The sequence below is a fragment of the Pelorhabdus sp. sgz311002 genome, assembly GCF_056134285.1.
The window spans coordinates 205,677-232,252 of sequence record NZ_JBWBCL010000004.1 but is presented as its reverse complement, the minus strand read 5'-3'; the positions used below and the strand labels follow the sequence as shown (position 1 = coordinate 232,252).

Here is a 26,576-nt window from a genome sequence, read left to right as displayed (position 1 = left end):
ATTTTTGTCGATTCGTGGATTATTTTCATTGAATAAGACGATCACAATTCACTGATAAGCCTGACTTGTATTCACCGACGCCTAGACTTATAATAAAGACACCTTATTTTAAAAATTACGCCTCTGATCATCTGAGCAGAGGCTTCTTTTATCGCGCATTTTATTACTTTTTCCCAGGAGGCCTTATGATTGAAAACCATCCTGATTTTCCCATTGAGGAGAATCATTTAGCCGCTACAATCCAAGAAATGAAGCAAGTCATGACTGACCTCGCTTCTGATATTGACAACCGATTTACGAGCATGCAGCAGTCGCTGTTGATCAAAGATGAGGTCAGCGCCTATGTTCACGCTATGTTACGCGGCGATCACGCCAGTAAAATTCAAGATATTGAAAACGCCCTGCCATCTCCTTACTTTGGCCGTGTTGACTTTCGCGAAGATGGTACCGAAGCGTTTCAAAGCTACTATATTGGTCGTTGTAAAGTGACGCGTCTGCAAATTAACGGGCCCGAAGATTTTCTGATTTTTGACTGGCGCGACCCCATAGCTACCGTATTTTACGAATGCTACGGCGGCCGGGCTTCCTATGAAGTCTTAAATAAATACCACTATGAGGGCGACGTTCGCCTAAAACGGCAATATAAAATTGAAGCAGGTCAGCTCAAAAATATGGTAGACAATTTCATTTTAGATCAGATTCTTTCGAACCAACAAGAAGCGCTGCTAGCCGACCCTTTATTGGTAGACCGTCTGAAAGAAGGCGCAGCGGAAAAACTAAAAGACATTGTCACATCGATTCAGGCTGAGCAAAACAAAATCATTCGCGAGCCTTTAAATCAAGTCACAGTCATTCAGGGCGTAGCTGGTTCTGGCAAAAGTACGATTGGTCTACATCGACTCTCCTATCTTCTGTACCGCGAAAAACTCAATCCCAAAAAGCTCATTGTCATTGCACCCAACCGAATTTTTCTCGATTATATTTCGGAGCTGCTGCCGGAAATCGATGCTGCCGATGTAACTCAGCTCGTCTGGGAAGATCTTGTTACCGCTATTACGGGCATTAAACGTCCCTTAAGTCAAGCAGATCGTCTTGATACACTGTTAGCGGCCCAAGACAAAAGCCGCATTCAAAATATTGAAGCCAGGGCTCGTCTCAAAGGCTCGCTCGATTTTCAACGAATTTTAGAAAATTACTTAGCACAAAAGATTCAAAAATACTGTCTAAAATTCGAAGACATCAGCCTATTTGAAGGAAAGTTGACGATACCAGCAAAAGACCAGTTGGAGCGCTTTTTGAGCGATGCGGCCGTTCCCTGCAATGAACGACTGCGTTCCTTAGTCAATCTTGTCACTTTTAGAGTGACAAATTATCTAGATGTTCTCGCCGCAACTCACAAGAAAAAAGGCCATGATGACAAAGAAATGACGCAGCTACGGAACAAAGCAGATGCTTTTCTGCAAAAATTCGGCAAACGTTGGCATTCTCTTGATCTATTAGAAACCTACCAGGAAATTTTCACAGTCAAAAGCGCCTTTAAGCTTGTAAAAGAAAAAAATTATGATCTCGAAGATATTCGGCAGCACACGCTGACTACTTTAGGGGCAGGCGAGCTTGATCGGGAAGATCTGGCGCCACTAGCCTATCTCGCTCTATTGCTAGACGGCTGGCGTCAAGTCGACAAATATGATCATATTGTAATCGACGAAGCTCAGGATTTAAACGCCTTTGAATTTGTCGTCTTAAAACAGTTGTCAACAAACGGCTCATTTACAATCATGGGTGATTTATCCCAAGGAATCCATTCGTACCGCAGCATTGGCAGTTGGAATGTGTTGCTGAAAGAAGTATTCAGCCAAGATCGAACGGTCTATCGGGAAATTCTGTATAGTTACCGCTCCGCCAAAGAAATTGTTGATCTCTTCAACCGCGTCATGCCCAGCGGTCACAGCAAAGCCATTCCAGTTTATGAAATTGGCCGCAAGCCTACTGCTGAAAGAATTCATTCTGTAGCGCAGGGAGCAGTCAGTTTAATGAAGCGCCTTAGCGATTTAGTACAAAAAGGCGTAAAATCCATCGGCATCATCACCAAGCTAGAATCTGAAGCAACACTGCTCTATGAAGAATTGAAGCAGCAGAAATGTTTTTCCGACCTTGCCTTGCCTGTTCATTTAATTACAGGCGAAGCGGCTTCTTATCAAGGCGCCATCTCACTCGTGCCAGTCTCGCTCGCCAAGGGCCTTGAGTTTGACAGCGTCATTCTCTGGAACGCCTCCTTGGAATCCTATAAAAATACGCCCCTTGACTCGCGCTTACTCTATGTAGCTTTATCGCGGGCCATGCATGATCTTCATATTATGTATCAAGGAACTCTGACTCCCTTATTGCGTAAAAAAAGCGATCCTACCTAAGTAGAATCGCTCTAAAAAACTTGCTTAATCACTCTCAATCAAAGTCAAAACCCTGCTCAGCCAAAAAAGCTTTCATGTGGGGGCGCTGTTTCGTTTTCATCATAGCCGCCACGCCGTGGGTCCAGCTTGTTGTCCGCTCGCCAGCCGTTCGCTTCGCATAATACTCCGCCACTTGTTGGTCATACTTAGCGATAAGCGCAGGATCATCGGGCGTATAGGCATCTTCTTTTAAAATAGCTTCCAGTGGCAGACGCGGCTTTACATCATTCACCTTAGCCGGATAACCAAGGCACATACCAAACACAGGATAAACGTATTTAGGAATCGCCAGAAGCTCACAAACTTCACGGGGATGATTCCGAATTCCGCCAATATAGACCCCGCCAAGTCCGGCTGATTCAGCAGCAGCCATTACATTTTGCGCCGCTAAGGCCGTATCGACAGTAGCTAAAATAAAGGCTTCCGCCGCGCCGGGAAAGATCGTCTCACCATGGAGTTCACAGGCTTGCTGCAACCGTTTTAGGTCAGCGCAAAACACAAGAAAGACGGGACTTACAGCCACATGCTTTTGCTGACCACATAACACAGCTAATTGCTGGCGTTTTTCCTGATCGCGCATTCGCAAAATCGAATAGGCCTGAATATGGTTTGATGTAGCCGCTTGCTGGCCAGCTAACAAAATTTCTCTGAGTAGTTCATCAGCAACAGGTTTTGCTAAAAAATCCCGTACAGAACTATGCTGCTGTAACAGCGCAATGGTATCAGTCATAAAAAGCCCTCCTAAACACATTTTGTTTTATAACGAACTCTGTTGCTATAGAGTTCTTGTTTCTAAAAACAAATCCTGCTACTGCCGCCGCTTCCGTTGCAGTTTAAGCAATCTAGCTACAAGCGCCGTAGCCCCAAAGGCGAGTCCGACAATAAACCCAACCCAGTAGCCAAAAGCGCCGAAAGCCGTAAAGTGAGAAAGAAACAGCCCAAGGGGCAAGCCAATGACCCAATAAGACACAAAGGCTACAATAAAAGGAACATTTACATCTTTATAGCCGCGTAGAATCCCTTGAATGGGAGCAGCAACCGCATCGGATAACTGAAAGAACGCGGCATAAAGCAAGAACTGCTTTGTTAATTCCCATACGTCATAATCATTCGTATATAAAGTCGCTACTTGCCCATTATATAGCCACAGACCGATCGCACAGAAAGCCGCTAGGGTCAAAGCGGCGCCAAGACCTAGATAGGCATACTGTCTGGCATCCTGTTCCCGTTTGGCGCCGACCTCAAACCCAACAAGAATCGTTAGCGCCATACTCATGGACAGCGGCAGCATATAAACAAGGCTGGCAAAATTAATCGCCGCCTGATGAGCAGCGATCGTTACAGTCCCGAAAGCCGCCACTAACACACCGACTACGCCGAAGATACTTGTCTCAAAAAAAATGGACGTACCAATGGGAACTCCCAGTTTGAGTTGAGATTGCCAATCGCGCCAAGCAGGACGCGGCCAAGTCGCAAAAATTCGGTAATGGCAAAAGGGCTCGCGCTTCAGCACCGTAACCGCGAGAATGAGCAAAATAAACCAGTAGCTAATGGCCGAAGCATAGCCAGCGCCAGCGCCACCTAGACGAGGAAACCCCCACTCACCATAAATTAGCAAATAATTCAGCAGAATGTTCAAAGGTAGAACACCGGCCGTAATCATCATGGTAATACGCGTGTAGCCTAAGGTATCGACAAAGCTGCGCAAAATGGTACTCATGAATAGGGGCATTACGCCAAAAGCAATGCCGCCAAGGAAGCGGCGAGCAATTGTTTCTACCGCTGGTTCTAGCCCCATAGCGGCAAGTACGAACGGCAGGAGTACTATGGCGCCGACAATAACAGTAAGACCCATTGCCGCAGCTACATAAAGCCCCTGAATGACGGCACGAGAAATCGCTTGCTCGTTCTTCGCGCCGTGAAACTGGGCAATGAGCGGCGTAATGCCGATTAGAATGCCGTTAATCCCCGTAAATACAGGCATCCACAAGTTTGTGCCAATCGCTACGCCAGCTAAATCAAGCTGACTGGCATGCCCTGACATCATCGTATCAAAAAAACTCATAGCACATAAAGCAAGTTGGGTAATTAAAATAGGGAATAAAATCACGGCAAGCTGTCGTAATTTACCCTGTATCGTTTTCTTTTCTTCCATCATAAACTCCTTATAGCTAAAACATGATCTTTCTTAATAGTAACCTACTAGAACAGTTATGACAACGAATGTAAATTTACCATCGCTCAAGAGCAGGACTTTTCCTGTTTTTATAGAAACAAAATCGATAAAGCCGCGCAATCAAAGAGACATACTTGGCGTATGTCTCTTTATCTATTTTGAAGGGAGTGACTTTTCTTGCTGTCCTATCTCACTCAGCGTCTGTTCAGCGCGCTGCTTGTACTATTCGCCATTATTACGATTACCTTCTTTCTCATGCACGCCATTCCCGGCGGTCCCTTTACTGCCGAAAAAAATGTACCGCCAGCCGTACTTAAAAATCTTGAAACACACTATCATTTGCAGGACCCGCTTTATAAACAATACGGCGATTACTTAACAAGCCTACTGTACTTTGACTTAGGTCCCTCCTTTAAATATGAGGGGCGCCTCGTAAGCGATCTTATCGCTGAAGGCTTCCCCGTATCTTTTGAACTGGGAATGCTTGCCCTTGCTCTAGCTTTAGCCATTGGCATCCCGGCAGGATCTTTGGCGGCCCTGCGTCAAAACAGCTGGCCTGACTACGTGTCAGTTTTCTTTACTACTCTGGGCATGTCTATCCCGGGATTCGTCTTGGCAACACTGCTTGTCTACGTCTTTTCCCTACAGCTAAACTGGCTGCCTGTAGCCCTCTGGGAAGGCCCGTCCTATGTAATTTTGCCGACGATCGCCCTTGCTGCTTATCCGGCAGCTGCCATCGCTCGTCTTACCAGGGCTAGTATGCTCGAGGTACTAACGCAGGATTATATAAAAACAGCCAAAGCCAAAGGCCTGCCCGAAAGGACCATTCTGTATAAGCATGCCTTAAAAAATGCACTCATTCCTGTTCTTACGTTTCTTGGCCCGTTAACGGCTTCGATTCTGACAGGCAGCTTTATTGTTGAAACGATTTTTGCTATCCCTGGTCTTGGTAAACATTTCATTACAAGTATTTATAATCGCGATTATACCGTCATTATGGGAATTACGGTCTTCTACAGTCTGCTGGTCATTTTGCTCAATCTAGTTGTCGACCTCTTATATCCCTTGATTGATCCGCGAATTCAACTGACTAAAAAGCAGGGAGGCTGACAGAATGGAACTTACGCCCCAATCCTTTCAACCGCTGGCGCGGACCGAAGGCGACCAAGAACACTTTACGCCAGGTCTCTCTTCCCGTCAAGCCGCCTGGCGCCGCTTAAAAGCCAACCAGCTTGCTATGGCGGGTTTATATCTGATTCTCTTTTTTCTACTTGTTGCTCTCATAGGACCATTTTTTTCTTCCTACTCTTACTCTGATCAAAATCTGCTTGCCGCCAATGAACCGCCAAGCGCCGCTCACTGGTTCGGCACAGACAATCTCGGTCGCGATCTTTTTGTCCGCGTACTTTACGGCGCTCGTATTTCCCTGGCCATTGGCATTGTTGCCAGTTTCATCAATTTGACGATTGGCGTAATTTACGGCGGAGTTTCCGGTTTTTTCGGCGGCCGCGTCGATCGGATCATGATGGGGATTGTTGATATCTTATATGGTATTCCGCTACTGCTCTATGTCATTGTGCTGATGGTGGTACTGAAACCAGGCCTAAGCAATATTTTTATTGCCCTTGGCATTGCCTACTGGCTAAATATGGCGCGTGTGGTACGCAGCCAAATCCTTACATTAAAAGAACAAGAATATATTCTGGCAGCTCAAACCATGGGCGTCAGCCGCTGGCGAATTTTATATAGTCATCTGCTGCCAAACTGTCTTGGTCCCATTTTAATCACCATGACTCTAGCCATTCCCGAAGCGATTTTCACTGAAGCTTTTCTAAGCTTTATCGGTCTTGGCGTAGCGGCGCCGATGGCCAGTTGGGGCGTACTCGCTTCCGAGGGAATCACGAGTATCCGTTCTTATCCTTTCCAACTCCTGTTCCCAGCTCTGGCAATCAGCCTGACGATGCTGGCCTTTAATTTTCTCGGCGACGGTCTGCGCGATGCGCTTGACCCGCGTGTCCGACGCTAAGGAGGTACTCCATGAAACCTCTACTCACAGTAGAAAATCTCGCAATTTCCTTTCTTGCCGAGCAAAATCGGCTACAGGCCGTCGAATCGGTTAGCTTTTCACTCTTTCCCGGTGAGGCTGTCGGATTGGTGGGAGAATCAGGCTGTGGCAAAAGCTTGACAGCTCAGGCCATTCTCGGCCTAATTGCCGCACCACCTGCCTTGTATGATGCGGGAAAAATTCACTTTAACGGCGAAGACCTGCGTCAAAAGAGCGACAGAGAACTCGCTAAAATACGCGGCAAGGATATCAGTATGATTTTCCAAGATCCCATGACAGCGTTAAATCCGGTTTTGACAATCGGTGATCAAATTGCCGAAAGCCTTATGCTGCACTGTCATATGAATAAAACCGCCGCCTTGGCAGCTGCAGTCGAGCTTTTGCAGCAGGTAGGCATTCCTTCACCAGAGGAACGTATTCTTGCCTACCCGCATCAGTTTAGCGGCGGTATGCGTCAGCGAGCTATGATTGCCATGGCGCTCGCCTGTAGACCTAAGCTGCTGCTTGCCGACGAACCAACCACTGCTCTTGATGTAACCATTCAGGCACAAATTCTGGCTTTATTAAAGAAGTTGCAACAAGAAAAAAATACGGCGATTCTTTTCATCTCCCATGATCTTGGCGCTGTTGCCACTTTGTGTCAGCGTGTTCTGGTTATGTACGCCGGTACCTTAGTTGAAGAAGGCGCAGCAAGCGAAATCTTTCATCATCCCGGCCACCCTTATACAAAGTCCCTGCTGGCAGCCCTGCCGCGATTACAAACAGCAGGCAAACAAAAATTAACAGCTATAGCGGGACAACCGCCCCATCCCGGCCGAAAACCAACAGGCTGCGCCTTTCACCCGCGCTGCCCTGATGCTATGGAAGTCTGCGCCAAAACGGCGCCGCCTTATTATGAAACCGCAACAACAAGTCATAAGATAAAATGCTGGCTTGAGCACCCGCTGGCCCAGGAAAGAAGGAGGCGGCGCAACGAATGAACCAGTCAAAAACACCCTTACTCGAAGTCAAAGCATTGAAAAAATACTTTCCGGTTAAAACAGACTTTTGGGGGCGCCCTCAAGCGCAGTTAAAAGCCGTGGATTCCATTGATTTCTCGGTCTTTGCCGGCGAAACTCTCGGCCTCGTTGGCGAAAGCGGTTGTGGTAAATCGACCGTAGGCCGGATGCTTGTCCAGCTTTATAAGCCAACTGGCGGCGAAATTCTTTTTCATGGCGAGCCACTGCCAAATAACAGTCAACTGACGGGAAGACCGCGCTTGCAAATGATCTTTCAAGATCCTTATGCCTCGCTCAATCCCCGCTTTACCGTGGCCGAAACTTTACGCGAGCCCCTTATCCTCCATTCCATCGTTCCCCAAAAACAAGTTTCCAGCCGTTTGGAAAAGTTGCTAGATCTTGTGGGTCTTTCCGCTACAGCTCTCGGTCGCTATCCCCATGAATTCAGCGGCGGTCAACGACAGCGCATTGGCATTGCTCGCGCTCTCGCCATGGAACCAGAGTTTCTCGTCTGTGATGAACCGATTTCCGCCCTTGACGTCTCCATCCAAGCCCAAATCGTGAATCTTTTAGAAGATCTGCAGCAAGCTTTAAACTTGACCTATCTATTTATTGCTCACGATCTAGCCATGGTTCAACATATTAGTCATCGCGTTGCCGTAATGTATCTAGGAAAAATTGTAGAAATAGCCGATAGTCTTACGTTATATCAACAGCCGAGACACCCCTACACGAAAGCGTTGCTCGCGGCCATTCCTATACCTGATCCACAGCAAGCAAGTGAGCAACTGGTGCTGCTATCAGGCGAACTTCCGAGTCCCTTGGCGCTTCCCTCAGGCTGTCGGTTTCGTACGCGCTGCCCGAACGTCCAGCCGCTCTGCGCCGAAACAGAACCAGCGTTAAAGACTTGCGGCTCGCACCATGAAGCGGCCTGTCATTTTATCTAATACTATCTATCTGATACTCTATATAAAGGATGATCCTGTCAATGGAACGATTAAAAAAACAAATTGAAGCAGAATTTACGCAAAGCTCTGGCTGTTGCGCCTTTTTACTGATCAATCCCCGCACAGGCGACAGTTTGGCTATAAATGAGGCAGAGTCTTTTCCTTCTGCCAGTATGATTAAAGTGCCGATTTTTTACGAAATCATGCGTCAAGTCGCTGCTGGTAAGCTTGATTTACAGGAATCCATTCCACTTAAACCGCAGCAGGTTGTCGGCGGCGCCGGCATTTTGATGGAAATTCGCCCCACCAGCCTGACCATCGAGGAATTAGCTAACTTGATGATTGTCATCAGTGATAATACAGCTACGAATCTACTCATTGAACGTCTAGGCATGGCACAAATCAATGAAACGATGGAGCAATTAAATCTAGCAGAAACACGGTTGCAACGAAAAATGATGGATTTTACAGCTGCTCAAAAAGGACGGGAAAATTATTCGTCCCCGCGCGATCTTGTTACACTTTTTCGTCTGATTTATGACGGAGCAACATTGCCTCGTTCGATTTGCGATCACATGCTGTCTGTATTAAAGCGTCAGCAGGTTCGTGACAAACTCCCCTTTACCTGGCCGGAAGAAATCCCAATCGCCCACAAAACCGGGACATTGCCAGGCGCAGAACATGACGGCGGAATTCTCTATCTGCCTGGCGGTCCTTATATCGTAACAATCATGACCAAAAACCTTACCTTTAATTATGAGGGCCTAATGCTCGGCGCTAGAATTGGAAAAATCCTCTATGAATATTTTAGCGGCCCCTTACAAACAAAGGAGGCAGGTTCATGACGATCCTAAAACGTCTATTTTTCTGCTTTCTACTGCTTGTCCTACTCATCAGCGCTGTTGGTTGCAAATCATCCGTGCAGGCCCCTTTCCGTTATGCCTTGGAGACAGAACCGGCAACACTGGATCCGGCCAAATCAACAGCAATTCCTGAATCGCTAGTAGAACTGCAGATTTTTGAAGGCTTAACACGCCTTGGCAATCATGATGAGCCGCTTCCCGGCGTAGCCACTAGTTGGGAAATTTCCCCCGACGGACTACATTATCGCTTTCACCTACGCGAAGATGCCAAGTGGTCTAATGGCGATCCTGTCGTTGCCGCCGATTTTGAGTATGCCTGGAAACGAGCGCTTGATCCGGCAGTTGCCTCGGAAAATGCCTACATGCTATATAGTATTAAAAATGCCGAAGACTATAACAGTGATAAAGCATCGGCAGATTCCGTCGGTATTTCAGCTGTCGATACGCATACGCTTGACGTAGAACTAGAAAAACCTACGGCTTATTTTTTAAGTTTGGTGGCCTTTCATGCTTTCTATCCCGTTTACCGACCTGCCATCGAAGCGCATCCCGACAACTGGGCAATCCAAAGTCCCATAATCAGTAACGGCCCTTTTAAAATCGACTTGTGGCTTCATAATGGCAAAATTGATTTTTCCCCTAACGAAATGTATTGGGACCGCCGCGCCGTAAAACTCACGCGCATGTCCTGGCCGATTGTGGACTCACAGACAACACGTATGCTGCTCACGGAAAGCAATCAGGTAGATATGATGGTGGAACCGCCCATCACCGAGTATGACCGGCTGTCCCAGACAAACAAGCTCAAAATTGCTCCCTATCTCGGTAGTTATTATTATGTATTTAATACAGAAAAAGCGCCTTTTAATAACCCGAAAGTACGCCAAGCTTTCAGTTTGGCTTTAAGCCGCCAATTTCTCGTCAACCATATTATCAAGGGCGGCAAAGAACCTGCCTACGCCTGGGTACCGCCTGGTTTAAAGAATCCGGCAACAGGGCAAGACTTTCGTCTGGAAGGCGGAAATCTGGTGACAGAAGATATCGCTTTAGCAAAAAACCTGCTAGCACAAGCAGGTTATCCTGACGGTCAAGGGTTGCCGCCCATTACGATTCTCTTTAATTCTGGCGAACTGCACAAGGCCATTGCGGAAGCAATTCAAGAAATGTGGAAACAGAATCTCGGCGTATCAGTCACCTTAGTGAATCAGGAGTCAAAAGTATTTCTCTCGTCGCGGGCGCAAGGCGACTTTCAGGTAGCTCGCGCCTCCTGGATTGGCGACTATAGTGACCCCATGACCTTTATGGACGTCTTCAAAGACCCAGAAAATGACGCCAAATATAAAAACGAAGCATATAATGAACTCATAAAGCAGGCGCAGTCCACGTTGGATCCGTCTGTTCGCATGACTGCTATGCATCAGGCCGAAAAGCTACTCTTAAAAGACGCCGTAGTCATCCCCATTTACTATACGACACAGCCCTATCTTGTAAGCCCTCGCCTGAAAAATTATTCCTGGTCCGTACTAGGTCTGGCCGATTTTAAAAGCGCCTATCTTGAGGAGGACGGACTATAATGAATAAAGCCTCGATAAAACCAAAGAAACTTGAAAAGGGCCAATGTATCGGCCTAATTGCACCAGCAAGCTGCGGCGACTGGCAGGAAGCAAGCGCAGGCATTGATTTGCTTGAAAAATTAGGCTACGAAGTACGAATTGGCCGCAGCGTTCAACAAAAATGGGGCTACCTCGCCGGCTCCGATGCGGCTCGGTTACGTGATCTTGAAGAAATGTTTGCCGACCCGTCGATTGCGGCCATTTTCTGCCTGCGCGGCGGCTATGGCGCTATGCGCTATCTATCAGAACTTAATTATGAACTGCTACGACAAAATCCCAAAATTCTTTTAGGCTACAGTGATGTGACGGCTTTGTTTACCGCCATCAGCCAAACTTGCGGCTTTCCTGTCTTTCATGGTCCCATGGTCGCATCTGATTTAGGGCGAAATCCCTCAGACTATACTATAGCGGCAATGCTCCGAGCTCTGGAAACAAGCCGCCCCCTTGGCCTTATCAGCAATCCGCCAGAGCAGCCGCTGAACTGGCTTTGTCCTGGCGAAGCGTCAGGGATTCTTACTGGCGGTAATCTGAGCCTGCTTGCGGCAACGCTAGGAACTCCCTACGAAATTGATACAAAAAATAAAATTCTTTGTCTAGAAGAAGTCGGTGAAGAACCTTATCGAGTTGATCGCCTACTCACACAATTGCGGCTGGCTGGTAAATTACAGGAAGCAGCTGGGCTTGTGCTTGGCCGCTTCGTACATTGCGAAGAAGAGCCAGATGAGGAATCAGAAAGAGGGTTTTCTTTGGAAGAAGTGTTGCAAGATCGTTTAAGCGATTTATCAATTCCGATTCTTGGCAATCTAGCCTTTGGCCACCAACGGGATAAAACAACACTTCCCTTTGGCGTAAGAGCCCGCCTTAGCACTGCCGAGGGCGGTTTAATACTTACGGAAAGCGCCTTGACTGACTAAGGTGAACGTGTGCCTATTTTATCAGAAAGTGAGTCCTGTTTATGAATCGTAATGAATTAAAAAAAACAGCCTGCGCCGCCGTCGACGCCTTAGCTGCTGAATTAAACGAAATCAGTCGCTTTATTCATAATCATCCCGAACTAGGCAACGAAGAACATCAAGCCGTCGCCTGCTTAACTGCAGCCATTGCCAGACATGGCTTTACAGTAGAAAGAAACTGCGGTAATCTCCCCACAGCTTTTCAGGCTTCGAAAGGTTCTTCCGGGCCTAAAATCGGTTTTCTAGCCGAATACGACGCTCTGCCGGAATTAGGCCATGCTTGCGGCCATAATCTCATTGCCGCCATGAGCTACGGTGCTGCCGTCGCTTTTGCCGCCGCCGCACAAGAAAAAGCTACCTCATATTTATTCGGCTGCCCTGCCGAGGAAACGACAGGCGGCAAAATTACGCTGGCCGACGCGGGTCTCTTTGATCCGCTCACTGCCGCCCTCATTATTCATCCCGCTGATGTAAACAGTGTAGGCGGCACATCTTACGCCACCCATCCGGTCAAAGTAACTTTCCACGGTCAAAGCGCTCATATTGCCAGTAGTACTCATAAGGGAGTCAATGCCCTTGACGCCCTCGTCTTATTTTACAGTGGCCTGAAGCAACTGAAAGAAAGCCTCACTGAAAAAACCATTCTTGGCGGTATTATCACTCATGGCGGCATTGCGCCAAATATCGTTCCAGATAAAGCCGAAGCTAAATTTACAGTCCGTGCACTGTCATACCGCTATTTAGAAGACACGGTTCTACCAGCTTTTCGCCGCCTTGCCGAGGGAATTGCCTTAGCGACAGGCACAACAGTAACAGTAGAACATTACGAACCCCTTTATAAAGAATTAATCAATGACAAAAGGTTAGCCGCTCTATTTCGGCAAAACATGGCGCTGCTCGGCGAAGAAGTCACCATTCTTGACGACGCAGAGGCAGGCGGCTCAACCGATGTGGGCACAGTTAGTCATATCATCCCTACACTGCATCCCGATATTTCGATTGGCGCTGATCTTTCCGCCCATACAGCGGAATTTGCCGCAGCTGCTTGCTCCCCTTATGCTCAGGAGCGCCTGTTAATCGGCGCCAAAGCCATGGCTATGACGGCTCTTGATCTGTTACCGGAAGAAACTCGCATCTAACGCTGCGGTTTCTTCCGGTTTCTTTTGCTTCATACAAGGCCTGGTCAGCCAGCCGTAGCACACTTTCCAAATCGCTTGGTACAAAAGCCACGACTAAACCAAGGCTAGCTGTAACCGGAATTTCTTTCACCAAATCCTGCTGATCACTTGATCTATATACCACAGGAACACGACCAATCTTCTCCCGCACAGTTTCGCAAAAGTTCTCGGCTTCGGCAATAGACTGTACAGCAAAAAACACAATAAACTCTTCGCCGCCCATCCGACCAGCCATGCCTTTAGAATCTAAAACTGACATCAAGCGTCGACTCGTTTCGCGTAAGACTTCGTCGCCTGCCAAATGGCCATAGGTATCATTAATCCTTTTAAAATGATCTAGATCAAGAATTGCCGCTGCAACTAAACCGCTAGTTTCTCTTAGCTTTGCTTCGAGTCCTTGCATTATTGTCCGGCGATTCCAAAGTCTAGTCAGTTCATCACGCGTCGCCAAAAAACGCAACTTTTCCTGTAGACGCACAAGACGTTCGCCAACGCGTATCCTCATTTGCAATTCCTGTCTGTCAAAAGGCTTTACAATATAATCATCGGCACCAGCAGCAAAGCCCGCAGCTTTATCACTTCTCCGATCATGTCCTGTAGCGAGAACAAGAAATTTATAATCTAGGCTTTCCCTTTCCTGCGACCGGATCATCCGGCAAAGATCCGGTCCGTCATAGTCAGGCATTTCGCCATCAAGAAAAGCAATCAACGGACCTTCGCGATCTGATAAAATCGCAAGAGCCTGTTCTCCCGTTTCCGCTTCAATGACTTCATAGCCCATATCTAGGAGCATACTCTTTAAAATAGAACGATTGATCTTTTTATCATCGGCCACTAAAATTTTCATTCGTTTCGTCTCCTATATAGTGCTCGCGCCGCAACAGTGAGTAAAAATAATTTCCTTGGCCTTCCAACTCACTCAATAGAACGGGAATTTCCCGATAAGACTCCATTCGAAGCTGTTCTTCCAGATTTTGCAGAATCCAAAAGACTTGTCTCGCGCCTACATTGCCAGCAAGTCCTTTTACAGCATGAACTTCCCGCTTCATCGCCTGCCAAGACTGACTGCGATACTGCCGATTCAATCGACCAAGACTTACTTTCAGCTCCGTCATAAATTCTTGTAACAATTGACGAATCAACTCGTCTTTTCCTGGTAAATTGGCCGCTAAAACAGAGGGATCGAAAATCAGTTGATCTACTTGATTCAGCGCTTCTACCTCCTGCCACTCAGGCGTCCAATCTAAGTAGGCAGAAATCACCGAAGCCAGCTGCCGCAGCCGGACAGGCTTTGTCAAGTATTCATTCATTCCAGCAGCCAAACATTTTTGCCGATCTTCAGGCTGCGCACTTGCCGTCATAGCCACAATAGGGATATGCTGCACTTTATCGCTCACTTCGCCACTGCGAATGGCCCGAGTGACAAAATACCCGTCGGCCTTAGGCAGGTGCAAATCAAGTAATATCATATCAAAAGATTCTTGGCGTAACAGTTCTAGCGCCGTCAAACCATCCTTCGCTGTTTTGCCTTTTAAGCCCAAACGCTCTAACTGGGCTAACGCAATTTTACTATTAATTTCTTGATCTTCCACAACAAGAATCATCGCTTGCGATGCTCTTAACGCCGTAACCACATTCTCGCGAATCGGTTGCAATAAAGTATCGGCACAACGACGAAGCTGAAGCTTCACAGTAAAGAGCGCGCCTTGGCCAGCCTCGCTTTCTACCGTAATTTCCCCTTGCATTAGCGCAACAAGTTTTGCCGTCAAAGCCAGACCAATGCCCGTACCGCCGAAGCGCCTAGCAGTTGATGTATCAATCTGTTGGAACGATTGAAATAATAAATGCTGTTTATCACGAGGTATCCCAATTCCCGTATCTTCTACGCCAATACATAGCAAAATACTGTCACTTGCCTCGTTTCGCCAGTTCACAGATAGTTTAATCCAGCCTGCTTCCGTAAATTTCACAGCGTTGCCCATTAAATTAAGTAAAATTTGACGTAGCCGTAATGGATCGCCGCAAAGCATTTCCGGTAAATCTGGCGCCAGTTCTGTATAAATATGGAGTTGCTTAGAGCGAGCCTGTACCTCCATCAGCAGCGTCACTTCCCGCAGCAGTTCCTTCAAAGAAAAATCCGATTCCTCTAGTGTCATTTGACCAGCATCCACCTTAGCAAAGTCGAGTACATCATTAATCAAATGAAGCAGCGCTTCGGCGGAGTGACTCATAACCGCCACTTGTTCGCGTTCATCAGGATGGGTCAAATTTTCCATAAGCAGCTCAGCAATCGCAATAATGCCATTCATAGGAGTACGAATTTCATGACTCATATTAGCCAAAAATTGACTTTTTGCTTCACTAGCCGCTTCCGCTGCCTCTTTGGCCAGACGAAGTTCACAGGTTTTCGCTTCGACTAACTTTTCCAATTCCGTCCGATGACGCAGCAACTCAGCTTCGCTTACTTCCAAGGCCTCCGTATAAGCGACAAGCTGTTGCTGCACTTTTTCAAAACGATACATCAACAAAAAAGCCAGAGTAAGCAGTAAGGAGAAAGTCCCCCAGGAAATACTTTGGAACGAGAAAAGCGGCCACCCCATACTGGCTAGTATGTCATTACCAGAAAGCAAGGAAAATAAAAATATCCCAATAGAAACAATTTGCGCTTCCGAATGTTTTTTCCACGCCAAAATAAACATCGTTGGTACAACCGCACAAAGATCCAACACTTCAAGGAAATTAAAATAAATTAAACTGTCCGGCAAAAAGAAGCCTCCCAGTTGTGCTCCCATAAAGGTAGACAGCCAAAAAACAAAGTGCAAGCGAAACAGCCACGTATATAGTCCATAACAGCTGGAATTGCCATAACAAGCGGTACGTCCAAAAATATGACGCAGAAACAACAGTAAAAACCCAGGCGCTAAATAAAGGGAACAAAGATCGCTATAAGTCCAAAACAGCGGAGCATCCCAGTACATCAACTTGCTTTTCACTTGCGTGATATGCCAAAAACCTACCGCTAGGCTAAACAGCGCAAAGTAAAGATATTCGCGCTTTTCTGTACGGCGCACCCAAGCAAGAAAAGTAAAAATGCCAGCAAAGAAAAAGAAGAAACCAAATAACAGCCACGGAAAATCCTGTTCAAATAGAGCCAATCGAAAATCAGCATCAGAACCAATACGCGCCTGTCCAATCACGCCAATCGTTTTATCGATGGAGTAAATCCGTAACAAAAGCGTCTTTCCGGCGGCGTCCTCTGGTAGAGAAACTAAATGCCAGCTCCAACCAGCAAAAAAAGGCTTCTCCCCGTTCCAACCATACTGATAAATCTTCTGGCCATCAAGATATACTTCAAAAGATTGATCTACTGACGGCAAATAAAGTGCGGGACTTGCTAGTGGGTCAAGATTCGGAACCGTTGTCGTCAAAACTAGGAAGCGGCTTGAATCATTGGGCATTCCGCCACTAACAAATTGCGAAGGAAAAGTTCGCCATGGTGTTTTGGCAAAATCAGGATTGCCCGAAAAGTTTTCCGCCGCGCCATCGCCGCGATAGTATAGCCACTGGACCGGGAAAGCGACTTCGTCAGTTTTACTCTCAAATCGATTTGGCGCTAAAGTCACCATACCGCCAAGCAGCAACAGCAGAAAGCATAGCAAGAGGAAAATAAGCGATTTAAACGGTATATAGTTTCTTTTTATCTGCATACTGACTCCTGTCATCTAAACATTTCCCATCTTTATTCTACAAAAAACAAAGGGACTCCTGTCCCACAGTTTACCAATTAATAATTTATAAATTTTGAGGACTACCATTTAAAAAAGCTGTCTTACAAGAGATCTGCTAAAAAACAGATCTCCTTGCAAGACAGCTTGCTTATTTACCCACTTTGGTTATAATGCTTTAATCAATTCGCGGAAAAGTATTCGCACCGTGAGGCATAATATGAGTCTTCAAATTTTCCCCGCGTTTGTCATATACAAGCTTGAGCGCTTCATCCAGAGTCTTCACGATCGTAATATTCGCCTTCGCTAGTAGTTGTGATTCGAGCGAAGACACAAGAATCAAATCAAATTTCACGGCGGATTCACAGAAATAATAGCCTACATATTTCGAAATACTATAATCGGCTCGCAGGGCATCTTCACGATCTAATACCGTATCATACCCTAAAATCATGTTTTGCACATCGGCATTGCCACCGAGCCCTTCCGGACACTCTGTCAGCAAAATCATCGTTCCGCCCGGTTTTGTCGCTTCCCTAGCATTGACCAGCGTTTTAATGGTCTGATAAAGATTCACATCTTTCGGGCTGCCGCCAGCTGATGCAATCACAAGATCGGCTTTTTCTTGCACAGCTACGCCATCAATATCATCAACAAGTCGTTGGCCTTTCTCATGAGCCGCCAGCCAATTTCCGGCAACAGCACCAGCAATACGACCTTCCGCCAGGACAACATTCAATAAAAAAGATGGTTTCGCAAAACTTGTTGCTTCCTGCATGTCAAGATGAATCAGGTTTTTCTCGGCATAGCCAGAACGAACATCAGGATGAGCGCCGGCGCCGCGTTCAGGGCTTAATGACAAACCATGATTGGCCATAATCGTTTCATAGGCGGAGATCCCAGGCAAAACCGACTTTTTGCCGCCACCCCAGCCAGCAAGGAAATGATAAACAACGCCGCCGGTCAAGACAAGATGATCGCAAGCAAGGGCCTGTTTATTGAGCCATACAGGCGTACCAAAGGTTGTCTTTCCTTTATAAACAAGATTTTCTTTATCATAACAATCATGATCAATTACGGTAAACCGTTTGGAAAGCTCGGGTCCGAGCAGCATTTCATGTTCTTCTCTTGTCTGTTTACGATGACTGCCTAAGGCGCTGACAAAAAGAATATCTTTATCCTTAACGCCACCCTTATGAAGTTCTTCCACAAGCAATGGCAAATACAAGTGCGGTTTTTGCCACAGTCGCGTCACATCAGGAATCACGATACAAACCGTTTGTCCCGCCTGCACTAACTCCGACAAACGAGCGCTGGCAATCGGTTGTTCCAACGCTGCTTGAATTAATTCTGTCTCGCTCTTAGCAAAGGAAACCGGATTACTTTCAATCACCTGCAGAATATTTTCCTCTTTCACCTGCAGTTTCATTTCTGTTGTGCCATAAGCCAAAGAAAATTCTTTCATAAATACTTCTCCCCCATCTCATTCAATACTGCTGTCAGTTTAAAAAATAAAAGCCCCTGCTACCTTTATCAATCGAAAAAGGCAACAAAAAGCAGAAGTTTATTGTTAACTTGTAACCACTATACTCCTATTGCGCTTCCCCTGTCAATCCTTTCAACGAAAAAGCGCGACGACCAGCAGCATCGCCGCCGCTTAAGAAAAGTGGTCGGTTAAAAATGATCTATTCTGGCTCTATTCATAATGGCCAAATCATTCTATAATACTAGTAATTGTTTTACTGTAACTCTTTAAAATAGAATGAACTAAAGAAAAACAAGTGATGCTAGGAGGACGAAAATCAATGACGATGTATAAGGCACTGGCTGTAGCCGGTTCAGATACAAGCGGCGGCGCTGGCTTGCAGGCTGATTTAAAAACATTTCAAGAACTTGGCGTTTATGGCATGACAGCAATTACCGTAATTGTGGCACAAAACCCTGATAATAACTGGGCTCACGACATTTATCCCCTTTCTTTAGATGTACTAGAGGCGCAGTTGGAAACCGTATTAAAAGGGATTGGCGTCGATGCCTTAAAAACAGGTATGCTCGCCACAACAGAAACCATTGATCTTGTAGCGAACAAGATTGATGCCTATCACGTAAAAAATGTAGTCATCGACCCCGTCATGGCTTGCAAAGGAACGGACGAAGTACTCCATCCTGAGACTGCTGAAGCTATTGCCAAAGTCCTTGCCCCGCGGGCAACTGTTCTAACGCCTAATTTATTTGAAGCTTCTCAGCTAAGCGGTATAAAAGAAATTCATTCCCTTGATGCCTTAAAAGAAGCAGCTCAAAAAATTTATGCCTTAGGAACGAAAAATGTTTTAATCAAAGGCGGCGCTAAACTAGGCACACCGACAGCCATCGATCTTTTCTATGATGGCAAAGAATTTGTTGTCCTCGAGTCGCCTAAATTCGAACAGGCCTATACGCACGGCGCTGGCTGCACTTATGGCGCTGCAATTACAGCGGGTCTAGCTAAAGGGCTCACCGCCAAAGAAGCAGTTCAGGCAGCTAAAGTGTTCATCAGTAAAGCCATTGAACACTCCTTCCCTTTAAATCAGTATGTCGGACCTACCTGCCATGCCGCCCATCGACTCTATAAATAAGGTGACATAAACTATAAATAATGTTAGCCATAAAAAGACTGGACTTTTCGCTTTTACGCAAAAGGCCCAGTCTTTTTTTATCACTGCTTACTTTGTAACAACGCGACCATTGAATACTTCTTGCTCCATTCCGTCCTGAAGGGCTACAGCGCCATTCACAATCACCGTGTCAAAACCGACGGAATACTGCTTAGAATCTTGATACGTTGCCTGATCCGATACTTTCGCTGGATCAAAAATCAAAAGATCCGCAAAGTTTCCTTCAGCAAGAACGCCGCGATCTTTTAAACCCAAGCGTTTTGCTGGCATATAGGACATTTTCTTCACAGCTTCCTCTACCGTGAGCAGACCTTCTTCTCTAACATACTTGGCAAGAACACGAGCTCTCGTGCCGAAAGCACGCGGGTGAGGCTTTCCTGTCGACAAAACGCCTTTATTCGCCATACTCATACCGTCAGAACCAATCGATGACAAGGGATGTTGTAAAATTGCCTGCAAATCTGCTTCCTGCATCATATGGAGAACAATCTGAATCCGGCCTCGTTCTTCCACTAAAAGATCAAAAACAACTGAGTAAGGATCTTTACCAAGCAGTTCGGCAAGTTCCTCTATTGTTTTGCCTTCGAGTTCTTTATTTTTCTCGGTAAATACAGTGGAAAGCATAATATTTTGCCAACCGCCAGCCGCCTTTGACATGTTCTGCCAACCAGGAATTCCCTGCTCAATACTTTCAATCATTTTCATCCGCTGCGTACTGTCGCCAAGACGCGCCAGCAGCTTTTCCACACCGCCTTCAAAGGCCCAGGGAGGAAGACAAGCCATTAAGCTGGTCATTCCAGCTGTATAAGGATATAAATCGAAGCTAGTTTCAATCCCGTCAGCCACAGCTCGATCAATTCGACCTAACAGTTCATCCGTGCGACCCCATACGGAGGAACCGCACAGCTTCAAATGAGAAATGTGAACAGGAGTTCCTGCTTTCTGACCAATCGTCAGAGCTTCTTCTAAAGCTGTAAAAACATCCTGGCTTTCATTTCTGATGTGGGTTACATAAAAACCATTCTTCGAGCGAATTTCCGCCGTCAATTCAGCTAACTCGTCGGTAGTAGAAAACTCACCAGGCATGTAGATTAGGCCCGTACTAAAACCAAGCGCTCCTGCTTCCATGCCATCGCGAATCAACTGTTTCATAGCTTCCATCTGTTCAAGTGATGGATGGTCCGGTGAAAAGCCCATCGTCGCAATCCGAATCGGTCCATGGGCCAAAAGCGGTGCAATATTGACGGCTGGCGAATGAGCATTGATATAGTCAAGATACTCCGCAAAAGAAGACCAGTGCAATTTTATTTCTACTGGAATTGTGCCAATCATCCGTGTTCCTAAATAATCAACAAGCAGTTTTTCCTGCCCTGGTTTTACAGGCGCCACACCAATCCCACAATTACCGATGACCTCTGTCGTCACGCCATCATGAATTTTACTACTGGCATGAGGATCAACCAAAACTGACAAATCGGAATGGGTATGCATATCGATAAAGCCGGGACTGACGACTTTTCCAGCGGCATCAATCGTAGTTTTGCTTGGCGCACTGCCAAGCTCGCCAATCGCTGTGATGCGATCTCCCGTAATTCCAATATCGCCTTTGTATAGGGGGCGGCCTGTCCCATCGGCAAGCTGTCCGTTGACAATTTTCAGATCAAACATGAAAGCCCTTCTTCCTTTATAAAGTGAATTTTATTAACTAACTGTTTCTACACTACCCTATGCATATTATGATGAGGATCGTACCAGTTTTCCATCTTCAGTAACCGTAACGGCCACCACTTTGTCAGTACGAATCGTCAAGGCTGAAATAATTGTTAAGCAAGCTGCGCCAATCAGGAAAAAGAAGGCCGCATCATAGGAACCGTTAAAGGCGCTAATCATAAAACCAATAATAACCGGCGATACAAATCCGGCTGACTGCCCTCCCAGATTAATCATACCGGCAGCAGAGCCAGATACAGTCCCAGGAAGAAGTTTCATTGGTAAGGACATGCAAATTGCCATTACGAATGATTTAAAGAAATAGACGATGCTTTGGAAAAAAATAACCATTCCGACCGTTTGTGCTGTATACATGAAGTAGAGGAACACAGCCGTCATGGAAGCACTGCCAATGAGGAAATACTTTTCTTTTTTATCAAAGAAACGAACCATGAGCCAGCCGCCGATAGCCGTGGAGATCCCTGCCGCAATAAACGGCAGCGGCGTCAACAAACCAATTGCTTTCAGATCAAGATGTCTTACTGTCAATAGATACGTAGGCATCCAGGAATCAAGTCCTTTATTTACAAGGCTGAGACCAAACCAGGCAATAACCAGTTTCCACATTAACGGCATTTTTAATAATTCTTTCATAGGGACTTTCTGTACTTTTGCTTTCGTTTCGCCAGCCTCACTAGGGCGTGTTTCTCTTACGCCAAACCAATACACAATAATAAAGATAACCCCTAAAGCTCCGATAACGCCAAACATATGTCTCCAACCAAGAAACATCAATAAAGGGGCAATCACCATCGGTGCAATCGCACTGCCGATGTAGTTAGATGACAGAAGCGCTGATGTCATTTTCGGTCTATCTTCTTTGGAAAAGTTCTCGGCGATGCCTTTTAAACTCGCAGGCGGAAAAGCGCCTTCACCAATTCCGAAAAGAAAACGGATCGCAATCAAAGAAGCAAAAGACCAGGCAAGACCTGTAATTCCTGTAAAAATGGACCAGAATAAAATCCCTGCTATAATGATTTTCTTCGAACCAAACTTATCAGCCAGCCACCCGCCAGGCAGCTGCATGAGAGCATAACCTACAAAGAAACTGCTAAGCACAATCCCCATAGTCGAAGGACTCATGAGAAACTCTTTGCCAATCGCGGCAAGCGAAATATTAATAGCCGCTCTGTCGATATAGGAAATACACCATCCTAAATAGAGAAGAATAAACACAAAATACTTTCCTGTTGCTTTCTTTTGAATCGTTTCCATGAAGCTCCTCCTTCTGTTTGCTGTTTTACGTAAGATCGTGCTGTTTTTTTCTGCCTGCTCCAACGATTTTCCCCCAGATAACAAAAAATGGACAGTCTCTAAGTGAGCTATCCATCGTCATTGATGTTATCAAGGTTCGAATTTGTCATAAACACATACTTCCCTACAGAAAAAACATTAAAAACAACCTTTTGTAAATATGAAATTAATGATATTATAGCTTTAAAGACCAAGTCCTGAACAGTTCTTTAATTTGACTAAAACTATTTACTCTTACGAAGACAAATTACAGGAGGCATTTTTATGAAAATCGGCATTATTGGCCCCATCAATCAAACCGAGCGGATTAGCCGCTTAATCACAGCAGAATTCCATCATATGGAGCCGATTGCCTGCAACTATAGTATTTATACAGAAGCGCCTACCATCGTAAAATATCAACAAGCCCACTTAGACGCACTGCTATTTGCTGGAACAACGCCTTTTACAGTCGCCAAGCGAGCCTTGACTCCTACAATTCCTTGGGAATATGTTCAGCGAAATAGCAGTGCCTTGTTACGGGTTTTATTAAAAGCGGCTTGGTTATACCATTATGATATTACCAAAGCCAGTTTCGACTCTTACACAATGCAAACACTTTACGAAGTTTACGGTGAGATTAATCTGACGCCCAAAGAGCTATCACTTTATGCCGCCGATACCGACCTATCGCGCTCGGATTATTTAGAATATGTCTGCGCCTTTCATGAAGAGCAATTTAGAAACAATAACGTCGCCTGCTGCTTTACGGCGCTACAGGGCGTGGTATCTTACCTGAAAGCAAAAGAAATTCCCTATATTATGATTGAGCCAACAGAAGCTATTATTCGAGAAGCCTTAACAAAGCTCCAGCTTAACTATGCACTTCAGCTTAGCCAACAAAGTCAAATCGTAGCGCTTTGTATTCAAATTGATGAACAAAACGAATACTCCCTCTTCCAGGAAAATGAATACCAGGCTGCCATTGATCGCATGAAGCTATCGAAAGAAATTTACCTCTTTGCACAAAAAATCCAAGCGGCCGTTATTGAGGTCAGCCCCAAAGAATACCTACTCTTTTCAACACGACAACTCTTAGAACAGGAAACAAATAAACTACAGAAAATCCCCCTCTTAGAAGCCGTAAAAAAAAATTCCTCCGGCACAATCAGCCTGGGAATCGGGTTTGGGCAAACAGCCAAAGAAGCCAAATACGGGGCGATGATCGGCATGCGTAAAGCCAGCCAAACAGGCGGCAATCAAGCTTTTTCCTATAATAAAAAGAAGCTTATTGGACCATTAGCAACCAGCTCGCAAGCAGAAAACACCCCACCGAAAGTCGATGAAAAATTTCTTCAAATTTCCGATCAAACAGGCATCAGCATTAATACACTCTTTCATCTGTATGGCCTCATCGAACAGCATGGAAAAAACACCTTCACCGCCAGCGATTTAGCAGAGCTAGCTGGCGTCACACTGCGCACGATGAACCGGATCATTGAAAAACTGGCAGACCATGGCTATTGCGCAATTGTGGGCAAAAAAAGCCCTAGCGGCACTGGTCGGCCAAGACGTATTATTCAAATTCAGTTGGAAAGTAAAGCAATGAAAGAACCGCTTACGGCCAAAGACAAATGAACAGAAGACCTTCCAGAAAAAAGATCAAAGAATACAGCCCATTCCAGCGCCAGGCTACATCGAAGTTTTTTACTTGTAAAAATTTCGCCGTCATCAAAACCATGCCCGCAAAAGGCGAAGCAATAAAAGAAATGGCGCTAGAAAGCAATAAGAGCAGTGAAATTCCTACAGGCGATAAAGGGAGCGACAGCGCCATAAGAACTTTGCCAAACAGAACGACTAAAATAAACGGATGAATGCCGACAACTGCCAATAAAACAAAAACACACGGGATCACCAAGAGAGCCAATAAACCGAACTGTGTAATATAAATCTGAAGCAGCGGCTGAAGCTGTCCTAAAATATTACTTTTCTCTACCGCTCCGGCAAAAAAGCCCATGGCCAAAAAAAAGACCGACAAATCAACGGCCTTTGCCACGCCTGATTCCCAGTAAGTTCTCAGAGCATCGCGAAAACCTGTCTGTCGCCAAAAAGACAGCAGCCAAATCCCCGAAACGGTAAGTCCCGCTAGTAAAATCCTTCCTGACCCGGCACCGATGTTGCCTAACTCAAACAGGGCAATCAAGCCGATAAGTCCAAGAACAACTGCCGCAATATGAACAGACTGCCGTAAGGCAGTCTGTTTTGTTGCGCTAGGCGCTGCCTGCTGAGCTGAAATAGCCAAAGGTCGATTTAAACCAGAGAAATGCTCTAAGACATAGGCTGTCGCTAAACCTAGTATACTTAACAAAACACTAGGCAAAAATAAGGAAAACCAAGAAGCGCCTGTCACTTGTAATACTAATAGCATAATGACAGCGCCTGGCGCCCAAAGCAAGGCCATAGCGTAACCACGTACAATAGCTGCTGATAAAAAGCGCGGATAATCAGAAATTGTATTTTTAAAGGCCTTGCTAAATAAAGCAACCATAACCGGAACCGTACCAAAAAGCAGAAAGCTGGAAAACGCATGGGTAATTAAAGTAGCAAACAGAAATAAGCCGCTTTCTTTACGAAAAGATTTTTTCAACCAATATTCAATCGTGTCGCTATACTTTCCCAGACTAATAGGCAAAGTAAATAGCTGCATGACCACAATAATTGCAATGACATTCGTCATCGAAATAAAAGAGTCAAGCCAGATAGACAGCGGCAATTGATAGTTCCAAAGTAAAAAAGTACCGCAAGCGAGAAAAAAGAGCGTCATTTTCTGAAAAGATTTTCCCTGAGCCGGAAAACCTGTAAGAAATAACAGCAATGACACGATACCTAGCGAAACCGACAAGCCATTTGGCTCAACAATTTTAAAAAGTTGTAGTAAAGCAACAGCAACAATAGTGAATTTGCAAAACTTATTCATTTTAGGCCTCCTTGCCTCTTGGCAGCACGTCTCTTAGCGAACCAAAACCTTTGCAAAAGATTTTCCCAAGGCGGTAAAGAAAGGGGTCTTCGCTAAGGAGAAAAGTAGCAGAGCGAGCCAAATGCAAGAAAAGGAAATAAAATGAACCGCTGTAAAGACTTCCTGATACAGAAAGATCCCCAGTAACAAGGTCAACGTGGGCGATACATATTGAATCAACCCTAAAATACTGAGCGGTAATTTATTAGCGCCTTGAGCAAATAATAATAGCGGAATTGCCGTAATAATACCTGTACCAATCAAAAAAAATGATGTTGCCGTAAACGAAACAGAAAAAGAGCTCCCAGTCGTTTTTTCTAAATAGAATAAATAGGTGCAAGCGACCGGTGCAATGAGCATCGTCTCTAAAGTAACCCCTGTAATCGGACTGACCCTCACTAGCTTTTTACATAATCCATATAGCGCAAAACTGCTAGCAAGCGCTAAAGCTACAAAGGGAACGGACCCAAAGTGCCAGGTCAAGTAGCCAACAGCCGCTCCGGCTAACAAAATAGCAAAACTTTGCCAACCATTCAACCGTTCTTTCAATACGCCTACGCCTAATAAGACATTCACAAGCGGATTGATATAATAGCCTAGACTTGTTTCGATCATACGGCCCTCATTGACAGCCCAAATATAGACAAGCCAATTCAAACTAATTAATAAAGCCCCGCAAATCACAACAAATGTTTTTTGGGGAGAAGATACAATAGATTTTACTTCTTCCCAAAATTCCCGCTGACGACGAATCAATAGAATGAGGCAAATCATAAATACAAAGGACCAGAGAATGCGATGCGCCAAAATCTCCGGAGCCGCAACTCCCCCTAACAGCTTCCAATAAACAGGCAAAATCCCCCATAAAACATAGGCTCCTACAGCCGCAGCTAATCCTGAATTGTCTTGTAGTCTCATAAAATCTCTCCTAATAT

General features: G+C 45.6%; 20 protein-coding genes. 11 read left to right on the top strand and 9 right to left on the bottom strand.

Annotated features, from left to right (window positions below; all coding sequences use genetic code 11):
- The first annotated feature begins 185 nt into the window (after window positions 1-185).
- Entirely contained in the window at window positions 186-2,411 is a 2,226-nt protein-coding gene (locus AC0NJP_RS08770; RefSeq protein ID WP_474699548.1) for a HelD family protein, read from the top strand.
- A gap of 34 nt (window positions 2,412-2,445) precedes the next feature.
- On the opposite strand, the gene nfsA is transcribed toward AC0NJP_RS08770, so the two are convergent.
- Together nfsA and AC0NJP_RS08760 are read right to left on the bottom strand one after the other, a co-directional pair.
- Window positions 2,446-3,180, bottom strand: a complete 735-nt coding sequence (gene nfsA / locus AC0NJP_RS08765) for an oxygen-insensitive NADPH nitroreductase (protein WP_474699547.1) — start codon at window positions 3,178-3,180, stop codon at window positions 2,446-2,448.
- Between the two features lie 78 nt (window positions 3,181-3,258).
- Window positions 3,259-4,608 carry an MATE family efflux transporter gene (locus tag AC0NJP_RS08760; RefSeq protein ID WP_474699546.1) on the bottom strand — a complete coding sequence of 450 codons (1,350 nt, stop codon included), beginning with the start codon at window positions 4,606-4,608 and terminating at the stop codon, window positions 3,259-3,261.
- Window positions 4,609-4,803: 195 nt separating this feature from the next.
- On the opposite strand from AC0NJP_RS08760, the gene AC0NJP_RS08755 reads away from it, so the two are divergent.
- From AC0NJP_RS08755 to AC0NJP_RS08720, 8 genes are read left to right on the top strand one after another with little or no spacing between them, the layout of a single operon-like run.
- Window positions 4,804-5,736, top strand: coding sequence for an ABC transporter permease (locus AC0NJP_RS08755; protein ID WP_474699545.1), 933 nt, complete (start codon window positions 4,804-4,806; stop codon window positions 5,734-5,736).
- A 4-nt stretch (window positions 5,737-5,740) separates the two neighbouring features.
- Window positions 5,741-6,652 carry an ABC transporter permease gene (locus tag AC0NJP_RS08750; RefSeq protein WP_474699544.1) on the top strand — a complete coding sequence of 304 codons (912 nt, stop codon included), beginning with the start codon at window positions 5,741-5,743 and terminating at the stop codon, window positions 6,650-6,652.
- Between the two features lie 11 nt (window positions 6,653-6,663).
- A complete protein-coding gene (locus AC0NJP_RS08745; RefSeq protein ID WP_474699543.1) occupies window positions 6,664-7,671 on the top strand; it encodes an ABC transporter ATP-binding protein in 1,008 nt (335 codons plus the stop codon).
- Complete coding sequence (locus AC0NJP_RS08740) at window positions 7,668-8,636, top strand: ABC transporter ATP-binding protein (protein ID WP_474699542.1); 969 nt, start codon at window positions 7,668-7,670, stop codon at window positions 8,634-8,636. Before AC0NJP_RS08745 ends, AC0NJP_RS08740 begins: the two co-directional genes overlap by 4 nt.
- 41 nt (window positions 8,637-8,677) lie before the next feature.
- Window positions 8,678-9,481, top strand: coding sequence for a serine hydrolase (locus AC0NJP_RS08735; protein WP_474699541.1), 804 nt, complete (start codon window positions 8,678-8,680; stop codon window positions 9,479-9,481).
- Entirely contained in the window at window positions 9,478-11,073 is a 1,596-nt protein-coding gene (locus tag AC0NJP_RS08730) for a peptide ABC transporter substrate-binding protein (RefSeq protein WP_474699540.1), read from the top strand. The genes AC0NJP_RS08735 and AC0NJP_RS08730 overlap by 4 nt, the downstream gene beginning before the upstream one ends.
- Window positions 11,073-12,026: a S66 peptidase family protein gene (locus tag AC0NJP_RS08725; RefSeq protein WP_474699539.1), complete on the top strand. Its 954-nt coding sequence runs from the start codon at window positions 11,073-11,075 to the stop codon at window positions 12,024-12,026. Before AC0NJP_RS08730 ends, AC0NJP_RS08725 begins: the two co-directional genes overlap by 1 nt.
- 41 nt (window positions 12,027-12,067) lie before the next feature.
- Complete coding sequence (locus tag AC0NJP_RS08720) at window positions 12,068-13,204, top strand: amidohydrolase (protein ID WP_474699538.1); 1,137 nt, start codon at window positions 12,068-12,070, stop codon at window positions 13,202-13,204.
- Here AC0NJP_RS08720 and AC0NJP_RS08715 read toward each other — a convergent pair.
- The 3 genes from AC0NJP_RS08715 to AC0NJP_RS08705 all read right to left on the bottom strand — a co-directional run bounded on the left by AC0NJP_RS08715 (window position 13,161) and on the right by AC0NJP_RS08705 (window position 18,433).
- Window positions 13,161-14,090 carry a GGDEF domain-containing protein gene (locus AC0NJP_RS08715; protein ID WP_474699537.1) on the bottom strand — a complete coding sequence of 310 codons (930 nt, stop codon included), beginning with the start codon at window positions 14,088-14,090 and terminating at the stop codon, window positions 13,161-13,163. The genes AC0NJP_RS08720 and AC0NJP_RS08715 overlap by 44 nt on opposite strands.
- Window positions 14,068-16,950, bottom strand: a complete 2,883-nt coding sequence (locus AC0NJP_RS08710; RefSeq protein WP_474699536.1) for an ATP-binding protein — start codon at window positions 16,948-16,950, stop codon at window positions 14,068-14,070. Before AC0NJP_RS08710 ends, AC0NJP_RS08715 begins: the two co-directional genes overlap by 23 nt.
- A 196-nt stretch (window positions 16,951-17,146) precedes the next feature.
- Window positions 17,147-18,433, bottom strand: coding sequence for a lactate racemase domain-containing protein (locus AC0NJP_RS08705; RefSeq protein WP_474039579.1), 1,287 nt, complete (start codon window positions 18,431-18,433; stop codon window positions 17,147-17,149).
- A gap of 340 nt (window positions 18,434-18,773) precedes the next feature.
- Here AC0NJP_RS08705 and pdxK point away from each other — a divergent pair, with 340 nt between their 5' ends.
- A complete protein-coding gene (gene pdxK / locus AC0NJP_RS08700) occupies window positions 18,774-19,583 on the top strand; it encodes a pyridoxine/pyridoxal/pyridoxamine kinase (RefSeq protein ID WP_474699535.1) in 810 nt (269 codons plus the stop codon).
- 87 nt (window positions 19,584-19,670) lie between these two features.
- Here the strand turns inward: pdxK and AC0NJP_RS08695 are convergent, their stop codons facing one another.
- Together AC0NJP_RS08695 and AC0NJP_RS08690 are read right to left on the bottom strand one after the other, a co-directional pair.
- A complete protein-coding gene (locus AC0NJP_RS08695; protein ID WP_474699534.1) occupies window positions 19,671-21,290 on the bottom strand; it encodes an N-acyl-D-amino-acid deacylase family protein in 1,620 nt (539 codons plus the stop codon).
- Window positions 21,291-21,356: 66 nt separating this feature from the next.
- Window positions 21,357-22,607, bottom strand: coding sequence for an MFS transporter (locus tag AC0NJP_RS08690; protein ID WP_474699533.1), 1,251 nt, complete (start codon window positions 22,605-22,607; stop codon window positions 21,357-21,359).
- Window positions 22,608-22,910: 303 nt separating this feature from the next.
- Between AC0NJP_RS08690 and AC0NJP_RS08685 the strand changes: the two genes are divergently transcribed.
- Complete coding sequence (locus AC0NJP_RS08685; RefSeq protein WP_474699532.1) at window positions 22,911-24,263, top strand: hypothetical protein; 1,353 nt, start codon at window positions 22,911-22,913, stop codon at window positions 24,261-24,263.
- Here the strand turns inward: AC0NJP_RS08685 and AC0NJP_RS08680 are convergent.
- Together AC0NJP_RS08680 and rarD are read right to left on the bottom strand one after the other, a co-directional pair.
- Window positions 24,244-25,602: a hypothetical protein gene (locus AC0NJP_RS08680; RefSeq protein WP_474699531.1), complete on the bottom strand. Its 1,359-nt coding sequence runs from the start codon at window positions 25,600-25,602 to the stop codon at window positions 24,244-24,246. The genes AC0NJP_RS08685 and AC0NJP_RS08680 overlap by 20 nt on opposite strands.
- Window positions 25,603-25,635: 33 nt before the next feature.
- The gene (rarD, locus tag AC0NJP_RS08675; RefSeq protein ID WP_474699530.1) at window positions 25,636-26,559 is read right to left on the bottom strand and encodes an EamA family transporter RarD; all 924 of its coding nucleotides are present in this window, start codon (window positions 26,557-26,559) and stop codon (window positions 25,636-25,638) included.
- Window positions 26,560-26,576: the final 17 nt, after the last annotated feature.

What these genes read in the sequence shown, in the direction of transcription:
- AC0NJP_RS08770 (WP_474699548.1), top strand. Translation starts at nt 186, where the DNA reads ATGATTGAAAACCATCCTGATTTTCCCATTGAGGAGAATCATTTAGCC.
- nfsA (WP_474699547.1), bottom strand. Translation starts at nt 3,180, where the DNA reads ATGACTGATACCATTGCGCTGTTACAGCAGCATAGTTCTGTACGGGAT.
- AC0NJP_RS08760 (WP_474699546.1), bottom strand. Translation starts at nt 4,608, where the DNA reads ATGATGGAAGAAAAGAAAACGATACAGGGTAAATTACGACAGCTTGCC.
- AC0NJP_RS08750 (WP_474699544.1), top strand. Translation starts at nt 5,741, where the DNA reads ATGGAACTTACGCCCCAATCCTTTCAACCGCTGGCGCGGACCGAAGGC.
- AC0NJP_RS08745 (WP_474699543.1), top strand. Translation starts at nt 6,664, where the DNA reads ATGAAACCTCTACTCACAGTAGAAAATCTCGCAATTTCCTTTCTTGCC.
- AC0NJP_RS08740 (WP_474699542.1), top strand. Translation starts at nt 7,668, where the DNA reads ATGAACCAGTCAAAAACACCCTTACTCGAAGTCAAAGCATTGAAAAAA.
- AC0NJP_RS08735 (WP_474699541.1), top strand. Translation starts at nt 8,678, where the DNA reads ATGGAACGATTAAAAAAACAAATTGAAGCAGAATTTACGCAAAGCTCT.
- AC0NJP_RS08730 (WP_474699540.1), top strand. Translation starts at nt 9,478, where the DNA reads ATGACGATCCTAAAACGTCTATTTTTCTGCTTTCTACTGCTTGTCCTA.
- AC0NJP_RS08725 (WP_474699539.1), top strand. Translation starts at nt 11,073, where the DNA reads ATGAATAAAGCCTCGATAAAACCAAAGAAACTTGAAAAGGGCCAATGT.
- AC0NJP_RS08720 (WP_474699538.1), top strand. Translation starts at nt 12,068, where the DNA reads ATGAATCGTAATGAATTAAAAAAAACAGCCTGCGCCGCCGTCGACGCC.
- AC0NJP_RS08715 (WP_474699537.1), bottom strand. Translation starts at nt 14,090, where the DNA reads ATGAAAATTTTAGTGGCCGATGATAAAAAGATCAATCGTTCTATTTTA.
- AC0NJP_RS08710 (WP_474699536.1), bottom strand. Translation starts at nt 16,950, where the DNA reads ATGCAGATAAAAAGAAACTATATACCGTTTAAATCGCTTATTTTCCTC.
- AC0NJP_RS08705 (WP_474039579.1), bottom strand. Translation starts at nt 18,433, where the DNA reads ATGAAAGAATTTTCTTTGGCTTATGGCACAACAGAAATGAAACTGCAG.
- pdxK (WP_474699535.1), top strand. Translation starts at nt 18,774, where the DNA reads ATGACGATGTATAAGGCACTGGCTGTAGCCGGTTCAGATACAAGCGGC.
- AC0NJP_RS08695 (WP_474699534.1), bottom strand. Translation starts at nt 21,290, where the DNA reads ATGTTTGATCTGAAAATTGTCAACGGACAGCTTGCCGATGGGACAGGC.
- AC0NJP_RS08690 (WP_474699533.1), bottom strand. Translation starts at nt 22,607, where the DNA reads ATGGAAACGATTCAAAAGAAAGCAACAGGAAAGTATTTTGTGTTTATT.
- AC0NJP_RS08685 (WP_474699532.1), top strand. Translation starts at nt 22,911, where the DNA reads ATGAAAATCGGCATTATTGGCCCCATCAATCAAACCGAGCGGATTAGC.
- AC0NJP_RS08680 (WP_474699531.1), bottom strand. Translation starts at nt 25,602, where the DNA reads ATGAATAAGTTTTGCAAATTCACTATTGTTGCTGTTGCTTTACTACAA.
- rarD (WP_474699530.1), bottom strand. Translation starts at nt 26,559, where the DNA reads ATGAGACTACAAGACAATTCAGGATTAGCTGCGGCTGTAGGAGCCTAT.